At 64.4% G+C, this 14,482-nt stretch carries 16 protein-coding genes; 6 read left to right on the plus strand and 10 right to left on the minus strand.

Annotation, left to right across the window (positions count from 1 at the left end; genetic code table 11):
- The first annotated feature begins 68 nt into the window (after positions 1-68).
- Together ATO11_RS11350 and ATO11_RS11355 are read left to right on the plus strand one after the other, a co-directional pair.
- Positions 69-644, plus strand: coding sequence for a DUF1285 domain-containing protein (locus ATO11_RS11350; protein WP_050530970.1), 576 nt, complete (start codon positions 69-71; stop codon positions 642-644).
- Complete coding sequence (locus ATO11_RS11355; RefSeq protein ID WP_050530971.1) at positions 641-1,333, plus strand: SDR family NAD(P)-dependent oxidoreductase; 693 nt, start codon at positions 641-643, stop codon at positions 1,331-1,333. The genes ATO11_RS11350 and ATO11_RS11355 overlap by 4 nt, the downstream gene beginning before the upstream one ends.
- Before the next feature lie 182 nt (positions 1,334-1,515).
- On the opposite strand, the gene ATO11_RS11360 is transcribed toward ATO11_RS11355, so the two are convergent.
- The 3 genes from ATO11_RS11360 to polA are packed head-to-tail and all read right to left on the minus strand — an operon-like array spanning position 1,516 to position 5,482.
- Complete coding sequence (locus ATO11_RS11360) at positions 1,516-2,043, minus strand: pseudouridine synthase (RefSeq protein WP_050530972.1); 528 nt, start codon at positions 2,041-2,043, stop codon at positions 1,516-1,518.
- Between the two features lie 51 nt (positions 2,044-2,094).
- Entirely contained in the window at positions 2,095-2,670 is a 576-nt protein-coding gene (locus ATO11_RS11365) for a YdeI/OmpD-associated family protein (RefSeq protein WP_050530973.1), read from the minus strand.
- 13 nt (positions 2,671-2,683) lie between these two features.
- Complete coding sequence (gene polA, locus ATO11_RS11370; protein ID WP_050530974.1) at positions 2,684-5,482, minus strand: DNA polymerase I; 2,799 nt, start codon at positions 5,480-5,482, stop codon at positions 2,684-2,686.
- 128 nt (positions 5,483-5,610) lie between these two features.
- Here polA and ATO11_RS11375 point away from each other — a divergent pair, with 128 nt between their 5' ends.
- On the plus strand, positions 5,611-6,591 hold the full coding sequence (locus ATO11_RS11375; RefSeq protein WP_050530975.1) for a mechanosensitive ion channel family protein: 981 nt from the start codon (positions 5,611-5,613) through the stop codon (positions 6,589-6,591).
- A gap of 104 nt (positions 6,592-6,695) precedes the next feature.
- Here the strand turns inward: ATO11_RS11375 and ATO11_RS11380 are convergent, their stop codons facing one another.
- The 3 genes from ATO11_RS11380 to ATO11_RS11390 form a co-directional block, all read right to left on the minus strand.
- A complete protein-coding gene (locus ATO11_RS11380) occupies positions 6,696-6,875 on the minus strand; it encodes a zinc-finger domain-containing protein (protein ID WP_050530976.1) in 180 nt (59 codons plus the stop codon).
- Between the two features lie 140 nt (positions 6,876-7,015).
- Positions 7,016-7,381 carry a histidine triad nucleotide-binding protein gene (locus ATO11_RS11385; RefSeq protein ID WP_050530977.1) on the minus strand — a complete coding sequence of 122 codons (366 nt, stop codon included), beginning with the start codon at positions 7,379-7,381 and terminating at the stop codon, positions 7,016-7,018.
- Positions 7,382-7,392: 11 nt separating this feature from the next.
- Positions 7,393-8,970: a DUF5928 domain-containing protein gene (locus ATO11_RS11390; protein ID WP_050530978.1), complete on the minus strand. Its 1,578-nt coding sequence runs from the start codon at positions 8,968-8,970 to the stop codon at positions 7,393-7,395.
- Between the two features lie 170 nt (positions 8,971-9,140).
- Between ATO11_RS11390 and ATO11_RS11395 the strand changes: the two genes are divergently transcribed.
- Complete coding sequence (locus ATO11_RS11395) at positions 9,141-9,959, plus strand: sulfotransferase family protein (RefSeq protein WP_050530979.1); 819 nt, start codon at positions 9,141-9,143, stop codon at positions 9,957-9,959.
- A gap of 4 nt (positions 9,960-9,963) precedes the next feature.
- Here ATO11_RS11395 and ATO11_RS11400 read toward each other — a convergent pair whose 3' ends face one another.
- Positions 9,964-10,524 (minus strand): TetR/AcrR family transcriptional regulator, encoded by a 561-nt coding sequence (locus ATO11_RS11400; RefSeq protein WP_082176267.1) that lies wholly within the window; start codon positions 10,522-10,524, stop codon positions 9,964-9,966.
- A gap of 57 nt (positions 10,525-10,581) precedes the next feature.
- Positions 10,582-10,800 carry a hypothetical protein gene (locus tag ATO11_RS22310; protein WP_207382960.1) on the minus strand — a complete coding sequence of 73 codons (219 nt, stop codon included), beginning with the start codon at positions 10,798-10,800 and terminating at the stop codon, positions 10,582-10,584.
- Between ATO11_RS22310 and ATO11_RS11405 the strand changes: the two genes are divergently transcribed.
- Complete coding sequence (locus ATO11_RS11405; protein WP_207382961.1) at positions 10,792-11,571, plus strand: SDR family NAD(P)-dependent oxidoreductase; 780 nt, start codon at positions 10,792-10,794, stop codon at positions 11,569-11,571. The two genes, ATO11_RS22310 and ATO11_RS11405, sit on opposite strands and share 9 nt — an antisense overlap.
- Before the next feature lie 10 nt (positions 11,572-11,581).
- On the opposite strand, the gene ATO11_RS11410 is transcribed toward ATO11_RS11405, so the two are convergent.
- Positions 11,582-12,889 (minus strand): lytic murein transglycosylase, encoded by a 1,308-nt coding sequence (locus ATO11_RS11410; protein ID WP_423212706.1) that lies wholly within the window; start codon positions 12,887-12,889, stop codon positions 11,582-11,584.
- A gap of 109 nt (positions 12,890-12,998) precedes the next feature.
- A complete protein-coding gene (locus tag ATO11_RS11415) occupies positions 12,999-13,685 on the minus strand; it encodes a helix-turn-helix transcriptional regulator (RefSeq protein WP_050530982.1) in 687 nt (228 codons plus the stop codon).
- 87 nt (positions 13,686-13,772) lie between these two features.
- On the opposite strand from ATO11_RS11415, the gene ATO11_RS11420 reads away from it, so the two are divergent.
- Positions 13,773-14,474, plus strand: a complete 702-nt coding sequence (locus tag ATO11_RS11420) for a glutathione S-transferase family protein (RefSeq protein ID WP_050530983.1) — start codon at positions 13,773-13,775, stop codon at positions 14,472-14,474.
- The last annotated feature ends 8 nt before the right edge of the window (positions 14,475-14,482 follow it).

Genomic DNA, 14,482 nt, shown 5'->3' on the forward strand with positions numbered 1-14,482 from the left:
GGCGCGCGCGTCCTTTCGGGTTATATTCGTGGGGGAGAGTGTAACGCGCCCAACGGGGATGGCAAAAGATGACCGCACAAAAAGCCGTGAAGCCTGACGCACAAAGCATCGCCGCGTCGGCCCGTGCCGCAACGAAAGGCGGATTGCCGCCGGTACACCTGTGGAACCCGCCGTTTTGCGGCGATCTCGACATGCGCATTGCGCGGGACGGGACGTGGTTCTACCTAGGCACGCCGATCGGGCGGCCAGAACTCGTGCGCTTGTTCTCCACCATCCTGCGCAAGGATGGCGACGCGTATTTCCTTGTCACCCCGGTCGAGAAGGTGGGGATCACCGTCGACGACGCGCCGTTTGTCGCGGTGGATTTCGAGGTATCGGGTGAAGGAGAAGACCAGGTCCTGACGTTCGAGACGAACGTGGGCGACACCGTCACCGCCGGCCCGTCCGCGCCGATCCGGGTTGAGCGGGATGCCGAAACCGGGGAGCCGTCACCCTATGTGCTGGTGCGGGCCAATCTTGAGGCGCTGATCGACCGCAAGTCGTTCTACCGGCTGGTGGAGATCGGGACCCATCATGACGGGTGGTTCGGCCTGTGGTCGGGTGGCTCCTTCTTCCCGATCATCCCGTCAGAGGACCTGCCATGACCGGCACCTGCCTGATCGTCGGGGCGGGAAGCGGGCTGTCCGCGTCCTGCGCCCGGTTGTTCGCAGCCGAAGGATACGACATCGCGCTGGCGGCGCGGAATATCGACAAGCTGGACGCGCTGGCGGCAGAGACCGGGGCCAGCGTGCACGCGTTGGATGGGTCCGACGCGGCGGCAACGCGCGCGCTTGTGGACGGCTTGCCGGGCAGGTTGAGCGTGGCGATCTACAACCCGTCGGCGCGGTCGCGGGGTCCCTTGATCGACCTTGACCCGGATGAGGTGAAGCGCGCGGTCGAGATCACGGCGTTCGGGTCCTTCGCGCTGGGTCAGGCGGCGGCGCGGCGGATGCTGGCGCAGGACGGCGACGTGAAGGGCACGATCCTGTTCACCGGAGCCAGTGCCGGGGTGAAGGGGTTCGCCAAGTCCGCGTCATTCGCCATGGGCAAGTTCGCGCAGCGCGGGCTGGCGCAATCCATGTCGCGGGAATTGCATCCGCAGGGCGTGCACGTCGCGTGGATCAACGTCGACGGCGGCATCCGCAATCCTGACCGGCCGGAACGCATCCCGCAGACGCCCGACGCCATGCTGGAACCGGATGCGATTGCGCAGACCTATCTGGCGTTGGTGCGGCAGCACCGCTCTGCATGGTCGCACGAGATCGCGGTGCGCCCGTGGGTGGAGAATTTCTGACGACGGAGCAGGACGGCGCGGAATCAAGGCCGCAGGCCGCCGCGCCATCGACGGGCCGCCCCCACGGCACGTCGATTTGTTGGGGTTTGGCGCGTCGCTTCATTGTCGCGCGGATTTGGTTGAAATAAAGCAATTAGCAGACCCGTCGGATCGACGTACCGCGGCCCGGCAATCGCGCGGCTCTACACCTTCCGCCACGCGCCCGGCGCCAACCCGTCCAGCGACCAATCCCCGACCGACCAGCGGATCAGCCGCAACGTGGGGAAACCGATGGCGGCGGTCATGCGGCGCACTTGCCGGTTGCGCCCCTCGGTCAACGTCAGTTCGATCCACGTATCCGGCACCGACTTGCGCTCTCGCACAGGCGGGACGCGGGGCCAGACATCCGGTGGGTCGATAACGCGTGCCCTGGCAGGCCGCGTTTTCCCGTCCTTGAGCGTGACGCCGGACCGAAGCGGCGCAAGGTCGACATCGCTCGGCGCGCCTTCGACCTGCACGAGGTAGGTCTTGGGCTTCTTGAACCGGGGCGAGGAAATGCGCGCCTGCAAGCGGCCATCGTCGGTCAGGACCACAAGCCCCTCGCTGTCGCGGTCCAGCCGCCCGGCGGGATAGACGTTCGGCACATCCACGAAGTCCTTCAGTGTCTGCCGCCCCTCGCCATCGGTGAACTGGCACAGCACGTTCATGGGTTTGTTGAAAAGGACGATCATGGGCGAAACAAGGTAGGTCGGCTGCTGAGCAGCCGACCTACACCGGTAATCTCATCGGCGGAAGGGGGAGGGGCGCAGCCCCTCAGCAAGCGAGCCCGCGATATCGGCGATACGCTTGTCACGGGTCGGTCGGGTTTTCGCGGTTTTCAGCCATTCCAGCGCGCCGCGCTTGACCGAGCGTGGATAGGCCTCCCACCCCTCCCGGTGGTCCGACATGGCGGCGGCAAGGTCGTCCGGCACGATCAGCGCCTCGACATCGTCGAGAAACGACCACATCCCGTTGGCTTGCGCGGCGGCGACCAGTGCCTCGCCCGCCTGGGTCATGCGACCCGCTGTGCGCTCTTCCTCGACCTTGCGCTTGTTGATGGCCGACCACGCGGATTCCGGATTTCGGGGTGCGATCAGAACGCTTGTGCGATCCTCGTCCACCTTGCGCGTTTGGCTGTCGATCCAGCCCCAGCACAGCAATTCGCTGATCAACTCGTCATAGCCGAGGTAATGCGGCGTGTGTTTCTTGTAGGTAACAAGCCAGACCGACGGCGCGGTCGCATGGTTTGCCCCAAGCCAGTCGCGCAGGTCGGTGCGGGACCGCACCTCGACCCTCGGGGCGTCGGGGGCCGCGGTCACTCAATACACCGGGTCAATGCGCCTCGGCCCAGTTGGCACCCCGGCCTGCATCGACGATCAGCGGCACGTCGAGCTTCACCGCCGGGTCGGCGGCGCCCTCCATCACCTCGCGCGCCGTGGCGATCAGGTCGTCCACGCCATCTTCGGCCACTTCGAACAGCAATTCGTCGTGGACCTGCAGCAGCATCTTCGCGGGTTTGCCCTCGATCGCGTCGGGCATCCGGATCATCGCGCGGCGGATGATGTCGGCGGCGGTGCCCTGGATGGGCGCGTTGATCGCCGCGCGCTGGGCGAACCCGGCACGGGGGCCTTTCGCCCCGATCTCGGGCGTGTGGATCTTCCGGCCGAACAGGGTTTCGACGTAGAGGTGTTCCTTGGCGAAGGACTTGGTCGCGTCCATGTAGTCGCGGATGCCGGGAAAGCGTTCGAAATACCGGTCGATGAAGCCCTGCGCCTCGGCCCGCGGGATGCGCAGGTTCCGCGCAAGGCCGAACCCGCTGATGCCGTAGATCACGCCGAAGTTGATCGCCTTGGCCTGCCGCCGCACGTCGGGCGTCATCTCGTCCAAGGGCACGTTGAACATCTCGGACGCGGTGGCGGCGTGAATGTCCTGCCCGTCGCGGAACGCCTCCTTCAGCGCGTCGATTCCCGCGATATGGGCGAGGATGCGCAGTTCGATCTGGCTGTAGTCGAGAGAGACAAGCACGTTCCCCGGCTCGGCCACGAACGCCTCGCGGATGCGGCGGCCTTCCTCGGTCCGTACGGGGATATTCTGCAGGTTCGGATCGGTGGAGGCCAGCCGCCCGGTGTTCGCCCCGGCAATCGAGTAGGACGTGTGCACGCGCCCCGTATCGGGGTTGATGTGTTCCTGCAGGCTGTCGGTGTAGGTCGATTTCAGTTTCGACAGCTGCCGCCAGTCCAGCACCCGTGCGGGCAGGTCGTGGGTGGTGGCAAGGTCTTCGAGCACGTCGGCGCCGGTGGCATAAGCCCCGGTCTTGCCTTTCTTGCCGCCTTCCAGCCCCATCTTGTCGAACAGGATCTCGCCCAACTGCTTGGGTGAGCCAACGTTGAAGGTCTCGCCCGCCAGTTCGTGAATCTCCGCCTCCAGCCCCGCCATCTTCTGGGCAAAGGCGTTGGACATGCGGCTGAGCGTATCGCGGTCTACCTTGATCCCGTGCCGCTCCATCTGCGCCAGCACCGGGACCAGGGGACGCTCCATCCGCTCGTACACCTTGGTCGTTCCCGCCACGTGCAGGCGCGGTTTCAGCGTCTGCCACAGGCGCAGGGTGATGTCCGCATCCTCGGCGGCATAGGCGACCGCATCCTCGATCTTGACCTTGTCGAAGGTGATCGCCGATTTGCCCGACCCGAGCAGCGGTTTGATCGGGATCGGCGTGTGGCCGAGGTAGCGTTCGCTCAGGCTGTCCATCGAGTGATTGTGCAGGCCCGCGTGCTGGGCATAGCTGATCAGCATCGTGTCATCGATCGGCGCCACGTCGATACCATACCGGGCAAAGATCTTGGCGTCGTATTTCATGTTCTGCCCGATCTTGAGAACCGCCGGGTCCTCAAGCACCGGTTTGAGCAGCGCGATGGCCTCGTCCAGCGGCATCTGCCCCTCGGCCAACTCGTCCGACCCGAACAGCCCCTCGCCGCTTTCGGCGCGGTGAGTCAGGGGGATGTAGCAAGCCTCCCCCGCCTCGACACACAGCGAGATGCCGACCAGATCGGCGATCATCTCGTTCAGCCCGGTGGTCTCGGTATCGACGGCGACATAGCCGCGCTCGTTGATCTTCTCGATCCAGCCCTGCAGCGCGTCGCGGTCACCGACCCGCGTGTAGGTGGCCTTGTCGAACGGCACCGTCTCGGGCTCTTCCGGTGCATCGCCGGGGGCCTGCACGGTCGCCTCGATCACAGGTGCCTCGACACCCAGCTGGTCCGCAAGGCGCTTGGTCAGCGTGCGGAACTCCATCTCTGTCAGGAAAGGCATCAGGACTTCGGGGTCGGGCTCCTTCACTTCCAGATCATCCAGCGTAAAGTCGATGGGCGTCTTGTCGTCCAGCGTCACCAGCTTCTTCGACAACTCGATCTGTTCGCGATGGTCGATCAACGTCTGGCGGCGCTTGGGCTGCTTGATCTCTTCGGCGCGGTCCAGAAGCTCTTCGAGCGAGCCGTATTCGTTGATCAAAAGCGCCGCCGTCTTGATCCCGATCCCCGGCGCGCCGGGCACATTGTCGACGCTGTCGCCCGCCAACGCCTGCACGTCCACGACGTGCTCGGGGTAGACGCCGAATTTCTCGAACACGCCTTCGCGGTCGATGCGGGTGTTCTTCATCGCATCCAGCATCTCGACCCCGCCGCCGACCAGCTGCATCAGGTCCTTGTCGGAAGAAATGATCGTCACCCGCCCCCCGGCCTCGCGGGCCTGCACGGCCAGCGTGGCGATGATGTCGTCGGCCTCGTACCCTTCCAACTCCTTGCAGGCGATGTTGAACGCCTCGGTCGCCCGCCGCGTCAGCGGGATCTGCGGCCGCAGATCCTCGGGCATCTCTTCGCGGTTGGCCTTGTACTGGTCGTACATGTCGTTGCGGAACGTGTGGCTGCCCTTGTCGAAAATGACCGCCACGTGGGTCGGGGCATCCGCACCGGTGTTCGCTTCGACATAGCGATGCAGCATGTTGCAGAACCCGCTGACCGCACCGATGGGCAAACCGTCCGACTTCCGCGTCAGGGGCGGCAGCGCGTGGTAGGCGCGAAAGATGAAGGCCGACCCGTCGATCAGGTGCAGATGATGACCTTTGCCGAAACCCATTCCCGCCTCCGTTCTGGACCGGCTCTGTGTGCCACGGTTGCGCGGGCCATGCCAGAGGCACCGCCCGATCGGGAACCCCGGTCGCCCCTTGGCCGTTGCGCTGGCACGAAACGACTGCCGAGGACCCAATGGAAAACGAAACCGGACTGGACCAGGTCGATGCCGATGTCGGCAACATTTTTGAAAAACTCGATGCATGGATCGACGGGTTCTTCCGGCTCCTGCCGAATATCGGGCTGGCGCTGGTGGTGCTGGTCCTGTTCTGGATCCTCGGCCGCATCGTCGGAGGCCTGATTCGCCGCAGCGCGAAGAATCGTGACCGGGGCAACCTCGGCGACGTGGGCGGCAGCCTCGTGCGCTGGACGATCACGATCATCGGCGTGATGCTCGCGGTGACCATCGTCGCACCCTCGGTCACCCCCGCCGACCTCTTCGCCAGCCTCGGGATCGGCTCCGTCGCCATCGGCTTCGCGTTCAAGGATATCCTGCAGAACATGCTCGCAGGCATCCTGATCCTCCTGCGCCAACCGTTCGAGGTGGGGGACCAGATCGTGTCCGGCGGCCACGAAGGCACCGTCGAAAAGATCGAAACCCGCGCCACGCTGATCAAGACCTACGATGGCCGCCGCGTGGTGATCCCCAACGCCGACATCTACACCGATGCCGTCGTGGTCAACACCGCCTTCGAAAAACGCCGCAGCCAGTACGACATCATGATCGGGTGCAACGACGACTGGGACGAAGCCCGCAGGATCATGGAAGAGACCTGCGCCAGCGTCAAAGGCGTCCTCTCCGATCCCGCCCCCGAAACCATCCCGTGGGACATGGCGATGGACGGCAACACCATCCGCCTGCGTTGGTGGACGGCTCCCGAACGCGCCGACGTGGTGCATATCTACGGGCGCGTGATCCAGCAGGTCTACCAGGCGCTCGACAAGGCCGGGATCGACATGCCCTACCCCACGCGCGTGGTCCTGTTCCACGACCAGACCGACGAACACGATGGCGACCGGTCGCGGCAACGCGAAGGCTGGCCCGCCAAGCCCGGCGGCAACCCCGAACCCCGCCGCATCGCCGACGCCCTGCGCGAACGCCGCGACGCCAGCTGACACACCACGGGGGCACGGCACACTCGCCCTGTCCCCTTCTTCTCTTTGCTAATTATGTCCGCCGGAGGCTCCTGCGGCTTCAGCCCGCAAATCGGGCCGATTCGTCAGACCTTGCCCTCGAAATCGCGATGTACGAGCTTCGCGTCGCAATAGGGGCACTCGACCCAGCCCACCGTCTGCGGGATCTGCAGCCACACGCGGGGATGGCCCAGCGCGCCCTCGCCGCCATCACAGGCCACGCGATAGGCATCCACGATCCGGGTTTCAGGCGCGTCGGTCGACATGGTCAGGCATCCTCTGGCAGTGCGCCGGTTATTGGCGAATGTTCCGCCGCCGTCAATCGGCAGGTCGGGTGAAATCACCACGACCTACATTCAATCGTGCACGGTAATTGTAGGTCGGCTGCTCGTCAGCCGACCCCCGGTCAGGAAGGCTGCAGCATCCGGCCAAGGCGACGACCGCCGACGACATGCACATGCAGATGCGGCACTTCCTGCACGCCGTGCGGCCCGGCGTTGGAAATCAGGCGGAAGCCGTCTTCCTGCACGCCTTCCTGCCGGCACACCTCGCCCACGGCGCGGGTGAAATCGACGATCTCGGCATCCGACGCCGCACTCGCGAAATGATCGTAATCTACGTAAGGCCCCTTCGGGATCACCAGCACGTGCACCGGAGCCTGAGGCTGGATATCCCGGAAGGCAAGGCTGTGCTCTGTCTCCAGAACCGTGTCGTTCGGGATCTCCCCCCGCAGGATCTTCGCAAAGATGTTCTGATCGTCATAGTCGTGCATCGGCGTGATCCTCAATCGGTGAACAGGTGGTCGGCGCTGGCGATGTGATGCGCCTGGTCACGGGAGATCGACAGGAACTCCATCAGCGGATCGACATTCAGGTCGACCGGATTGCTTTCGCGGATGCGCAGGTGGCCGGGAAAGTCGGCCTCGCGGATGCGGTCGCTTTCGAACACCAGGTCGTGCCGGATGGTCGGCATCAGCCGGTCGATCGTCTCGCGCGGGGTACGTTTGCCGGCCAGTCCGACGCGCTGGGCGTGGCCGATCAGGTATTCGTCCGAGAAGTGGCACTCGATCTCCAGCAGCTTGGTCGAGGCCCGGTCGCCGCAGAAATCCTGCATCAGGTCGAGGTTCGCGGGATCGAGGCAGATGATCATCCGGTCGGTGTCGTAATACTCGAACAGCATCCGCATCAGCGCGCGCCGGTGACGGTGGCGCTTGTTCATCGTGGCCTGGATACCGCCGAGGTCCGGCAGGTCGGTATCGGCCTCGCTGAACAGGTATTCCACGCACGGTACGTTCGTGACCTGCCGGATCCGCTCCAGCAACCGCTTGGCCACGTGCCACTTCTTGCACACGACGATCAGCAACTCACGTTCGTGGCCGAGGCTCGCCTCGCTCTCCCAGAACCGCATCGTGAACCGCCGGCCGATGCGCCCGCGCCCGGACAGGAACTTGTAAAGGCTCGCCCCCTCGTTCGAGATCTGGAACTCCGTTCCTTCCGAGGAATACAGCACCCCGAGCCGCCGTTTCAGTTCCTTCGCCTCGGGGCTGATCTTGCGCGCGAACAGGTAGTCCTGGCTCAGCAGCAGGTCGTAGTGATCGTTGTAGAACGTCACCGGCATCCCGTAATCCGAAAACAAAAGGAAGGTCAGCGTGCGGCTTTCGATCTCGTGCCCCGGCACGAGGTGGCGCACGACGGTCTGGAAGAACGTCTCGTCCGGGATCCACGTCGTGCGGAAGAACCGGATCACGTCACGGCGGCGTTTGACGAAATCGAGGATCCACTCGATCGTGCGCCGCCGCAGACACCACCATTGCGACCCGATCATCACCTGGATGTCCTCGGGCACTTTGCGGGTCAGGTTGAACCGCTTCTGAAGGTTGTACGACGCATAGAACAGCTTCTTCTGTTCGCGTTCGTTGAAGAAGTGGCGATAGATCAGCCGCTCCTCGCGCCAGCCGGTCTTGATCCAGTCGCTTTCGAAATAGTCGAAGCTTTCGATGAAGTCGCGGTCGTGGTTGCCGAGGAAGTCGTGGATATACTCCGCCGACTTGATCGGCATGCAGTCACCCGACAGCATGTAGAAATGGGTGGCGCGCGGAAAGGCGTCCGCCGCCGCCTCGATCGCGTTGAGCGTCGCCTGCACCAGCGACCATTCCCCCCACCCGCAACGGATCCGTTTGCGCGCGAAGGTGACGTTGTCGTTGTCGGCGAGCGCCTTGCGGATCCGGGCATAGGCCGACGGCGCCGCGCGCGCGTCGAAATGGATGGACATGTAATCGCCCGCCGCGGTCAGCCGCTGCGCCTGCTTGATGATGGCCTCTGGGTCTTTGTGACACAGCAGGATGAAGGCAATTTTTGCCATTTGAGAACCGAAAGCGCGTGTTTACCTGTATTGTTTACTTTGATAGTCGTGAATGCAGACTGAATAAACAGGCATTCACCCGAAAATAAAGTCGTTCACAAGCGAACCACAATTGTGACGCAATCGGATGCTTGGTGGCGCGGGGTTTTGCGCCGAGGAGGATGGCAGGCATGGGCTTTCCAGGCACCTGGATGACCGAGAGCGAGAGCGTGGTGTACCGCGTGGTACCCAAATGCGCCTGTTCGACCATCGGCCAGATCATGTTCTATTCCGATCACGGGCGCTTCTTCGACGGGGACATTCACGACGCCAAGGACGGCCTGCACAAGTGGTCGCTGGACGTCAGCCAGCCGGTCATCAGCGCCAACGTGAAAACGCATTCAAGCTATGCCTTCACCTGCGTCCGCAACCCCTACACCCGCATCCTGTCGTCGTTCTTCGACAAGATCTGCGGCATCCAGCGCAACGGCAAACGGTATCGCGGCAACCTTGTCCCGCTCTTGATCCAGAAATACGGGATCGAGGTGGGCGGCCCCGACGGCAAGGCCGAATTCGACCAGATCAAGTCGTTCCGCCGCTTCCTGCTGTTCGCGCGCGACACCATCCGCTGGAAGCGCCCGATGGAGCCGGACATCCACTGGTCCGCGATGTCGGGCCATATCTCGACCTTCATCGTGAACGGCGGCAAGTACGACAAGATATTCTGGACCGAGGCGTTCAACGACGGCATGCAGCAGGTCCTCGACCGGATCGAGGTTGCCCATCCCGTCGACCTCGCCAAGATCCCGCGCTTCAACGAAAGCGAGGGGCACGGACCCAAGCGCGCCCACCCGGTGGAGGATTACTTCGACGACCTGTCGATGCACCTCGTGTACGAAATCTACCACCGCGATTTCGACCTGTTCAAATACGACTTCGAGAATCCGGGCAACAAGATGCCCATCGGCGAGATCGACCTCGACGAGGTTCACGCCAAGCTGGGCGACTGAACGCTCACGCATCTACCGTCGCAAGGCACAACCGTTTCAGCGTTTCCAGCTGCCTTGCAAGATGTTCACGATCCCGCGCCGTGTTACTTGCCGCCTTGGCGGACCGCTGGATGAAATCCGACAAGGCCACCGGTGTCAGGCCCGCTTCCTTCAAAGCGGCCTCGTGAGGGATCAGTATGCGTTCGATCACGTCGCGGAACCGCTCAGCGGCGCGGGTCATTTCTTCCTGCCCTGACGCATTGAAGCCATCGACCAAGTCCTGCGCATTCGGCGTGTCCAGCACAAGGTCGAATCCCGCCAGAACCATCTTGTCAAAGACGATATCAAGGGCATCGCCGAGGTTTTTCACAGTCCCGATCTCTGCCTCGATCCCGCGGATGGCATCGTCGGTGAAAGCGCGGATCAGGGCGCGCAGGATGTCGTCCTTGTTTCGGAACGCGTTGTAAAGCGTCTGGCGGCTGATCCCCGCCGTCTTCGCGAGATCGCCCATGCTGGTGCGTCTGACGCCATAACGGGAAAACATCTGCAACGCCGCGTCGAGGATCTCTTTCTCGGAACTGCTCATGGACGCCATTTTGACAAATGGACAAAGATCGTCAACTTTACATTCAAACAATAAATGTCAAAATGACATGCGTTCCGCCTGTCTGCCGAAGGACCACTGCCAGTGCCGCTCTTGAGCAAGAAGACCCGCATCGCCCTGAAACTCTTCACGCCGCAGCACCGCGCACCCGATCCCCGACACGCGGTGCCCGTGGCAGATCGTGACCTGTCCGGTAAGACCATCGTGTTCACCGGCGGGACCGATGGCATGGGACGGGTTGCCGTCGACATGCTGCATGCCATGGGTGCGAACCTTGTGATCCTCGGGCGCGATCCGGCAAAGGGATCCGTGATCCTTAAAGAACTTGATGCATCCGGCGGGAGCGGGACTGCGCAGTTCGAACAATGCGACCTCGCGACGATGCAAAGCGTCAAGGAATGTGCGCAAAGAATCCGCGCCTCTGTCCCGCGTATCGACGCGCTGGTGAACTGTGCCGGGGTCAATGCCATGAGCACGAAGCCAGCCCGAGACGGTTTCGCCATGAACTGGTCCGTCAACTACCTCGCGCCGGTTCTCCTGACCCGTCTCCTGCTTGATCGGGTTGTCTCATCGGCCCCCGCGCGGATCGTCAATCTGTCCACTGACACATCCTATCTGGACGGCCTTGATCTCGACGAGATGGAGCGTGAACCGGACCTGGGCCTGACCGAGAGTTACGCGGCATCAAAGCTGGCGCTCGAAATGTTCTCGTTCGACCTTGCGCAGGAGTTGAAGGGTCGGGGCGTGACGGTGAACCTGCAACATCCGGGGTACATCCGCTCGAACCTTTTGCGTAATCTGACGGGTGCGGAAAAGGTGATGTTGGGCGTGATGCGCATCATGGCGTCCCCACCCGAGGTGGGGGCCGATCGTATCGTACGCCTTGTAGCGTCGTCGAAATTCAAGGACGTCACCGGTGTGCTGTTCGCCGAAGACGAACCCCGTCCGCATCATCCGGACGTGGGCGACGATGCAAAGCGCGCCCGCCTCAGGCGGATCACGGATGACGCACTGGCGCCATGGCTTTGAACGGGGTTGGCTACCTCAACGACTTCAGCACGTTAAGCGAGGCGTATCCGTCCGGTACCCAGCCCTTGGATTGCTGATACGCGCGGACCGCCGCGATGGTCAGCGGCCCGATGCGCGCGTCGATCTTGCGGGTGTCGAACCCGGCGGCGGTCAGTCGGGTCTGCAACTCGATCCGCTCGTCATAGGTCAGCGCGCGATCCTGCCGGGGCCAGTCGCCCCGGATGGGCCCACCGCCCGTGATCCGGTCGGCCAGGTGCCCGACACCGATCACGTAGGCGTCGGCGGTGTTGTAGCTTTCCAGCACCTCGAAATTGTCGAAGACGAGGAACGCGGCGCCCTGATGCCCGGCGGGCAGCAGGACCGATGCGCGCCCGTGATCCGGCACCGCGCGCCCGTCCATCGCCACCACACCCAGCCGCGCCCAGGCGCTGGGCATCCTGGTGTTCTCCCGCCGCGCGCTCGCATAGTCGAAACCGTCGGGCACCCGGACCTCGACGCCCCATGGCTGGCCGGTTCGCCATCCATTGGCCTTGAGATACGCCGCGGTCGACGCCAGCGCGTCGGTCGGGTCATCGCCCCAGATGTCGCGCCGACCGTCCCCGTTGAAATCGACCGCGTGATCGCGCCACGAAGTCGGCATGAACTGAGTATGCCCCATCGCGCCCGCCCACGACCCCTTCAGCCGCGCCGGCGTCGTGTGGCCGTCCTGCAGGATCTTCAGCGCGGCAAGAACCTGCGCCTCGAAAAACGCGGCGCGGCGCGCGTCATAGGCCAGCGTCGCCATGGCCGACATCACGTCCGTCTTGCCGCGCACCGCGCCATAGGCCGATTCCAGCCCCCAGATCGCCACGACGATCTCGCGGTCCACGCCGAACCGCTTTTCGACCCGGTCCAGAAGCGCGCGATGCTTTTTCAGCGCGGCCTTGCCGTTGCGAATGCGGTGGTCCGAAACGGCGGTGTCGAGGTAATCCCAGATCGTCTTGGTGAATTCCGACTGGTTGCGGTCGCGGCGCACCACGTCGGCTACATACCGCACGCTCGCCATAGCGTTGTCATAGACCCGTGCCGAAATGCCCTCGGCCAGAGCCCGCGACCGGAACGCCGCGACCCACTGGCGTAGCCCGGCATCGTGGGTCGTGCTGACCCGTGTCTCAGCGGGCGCCGGGCGCAGAACCGGGCGCAAGGAGGCGTTGGGCGCGGTGGCGAGGGCCGCGAGCGTGATCCCGCCATCGCGGGTCTTCGGGCGCACCGATCCATCGGGCGCGGCCATGCCCGCCGATCCGACGCCCGCCAGAACGATCGCTGATACTGCCCGCATCCACCGCATGTCGCTGCTCCACCACCCGGCGGCCCTGTTCCCGCCTTGTACGCCGACCCTACCGCGCGATCCGGCGGTTCGAAAGGGCCGGGCCCATGGACCCGCCCCGTCAGCAATGCGCCGCCAGCGCCTCCATGTAGGTGCGCAGCATCGGCACGCGGTTGGGCCGGAAACTGGTATCGGTGATCTGCAACTCGCGCAGTCGGTCCAGCCGGAACACGCGGTAGTCTTTGCGCAGGTGGCACCACGCGATCAGGCAGTGCGATGCGTCGAAATGCACGATGCCCAGCGGGTCGACCTCGCGCACGGTTTCGGCGCCTTCCTTGTCTGTATAGGCGAACCGCACGCGCCGTTCGTCCCACGTGGCCTGCCGCAGGGCGGCGGTGTCGACCTTGGGTTCGGGGATCGGGCTGAACCGGCGCGCATGCAGGACGGCGTGTTTCAGCCTGTGCGCCTGCCGGTCGGGCAACCGAGCCTGCAGCTTGGCAAGCGCGCCGGCAGCGGCGGCGGCGAGGACGGGCTCCGCCGTCACCTCTACCTCGCGCAGGCCCAGAACCAGCGCCTCAAGCTCGTCGTCGGAGAAGGATTGCGGCGGGATCGCGTTGTCTTCGACCAGCGTGAACCCGTATCCCGCCGCCCCGTCGATCACCGCGCCAAGACTGCGCAACGTGTCCACGTCGCGATAGATCGTGCGCGGGGAGACGGACAGGGCATCTGACAGGGCTTCGGCCGTCACGGGCGGCGCCATGCCGCGCATCGTCTGCATCAGGTGGAAAAGGCGTGCGGTTCTGGACATGGGTCAGGGATACCATGGATTGCTGACAAAATCTGTCATGACCTACGCTTACGGTCACGACACCTGAAAACAGCCCCGGCCCGCCTCATGCTCAAGCTTCTGACCTACCCCGCCGCCCTTGGCGAATTCAGCCCCAGCCCCTTTTGCGTCAAGGCGGCGCTGCTCCTGCAGATGTCGGGCCAGCCGTGGCAGCGCGAGGACGTGAGCGACCCGCGCAAGACGCGGTACGGGAAACTGCCCGTCCTGCGTGCGGGGCCGGAGGTGATCGCGGACAGTGACAACATCCGCGCATGGCTGGAAGCGCAGGGCGCGGAGTTCGATCCCGGCCTTAGCCCGCGCGACAAGGCCGCATCGCGCGCCGTCATCCGCATGGCGGAAGAGCACATGTATTTCATCCTGATGCTCGATCGCTGGGGCAACGACGATGTCTGGCCGACCATCCGCGACACCTACTTCGGATCCATCCCGCCGGTCGTCCGGCATCTCGTCGCGGGCGGTCTGCGCCGCGACATCCTGAAGGGGTTGAATGTGCAAGGCCTTGGCAGGTTCTCTGCCGAGGACCGGCTGGCGCGGGTGGATGCCGATCTGGTGGCGCTGGCGCGGATGCTGGACGGCCAGCCCTTCCTGTTCGGGTCGCGCATGACGGCGGCGGATGCCTCGGTGGGCGCGATGCTGTCCGCCATGCGCAGCACGCCGATGGCGACGCCCCTTGCACGGCGCATCGCCGATGACGGGGTTCTGTCGCCATATGTCGACCGGGCGACCGCCTGCCTGCCCGCGACGGGATGAGGCAGGCG

Source organism: Pseudaestuariivita atlantica, assembly GCF_001205715.1.
Taxonomy (GTDB): Bacteria; Pseudomonadota; Alphaproteobacteria; order Rhodobacterales; family Rhodobacteraceae; genus Pseudaestuariivita; species Pseudaestuariivita atlantica.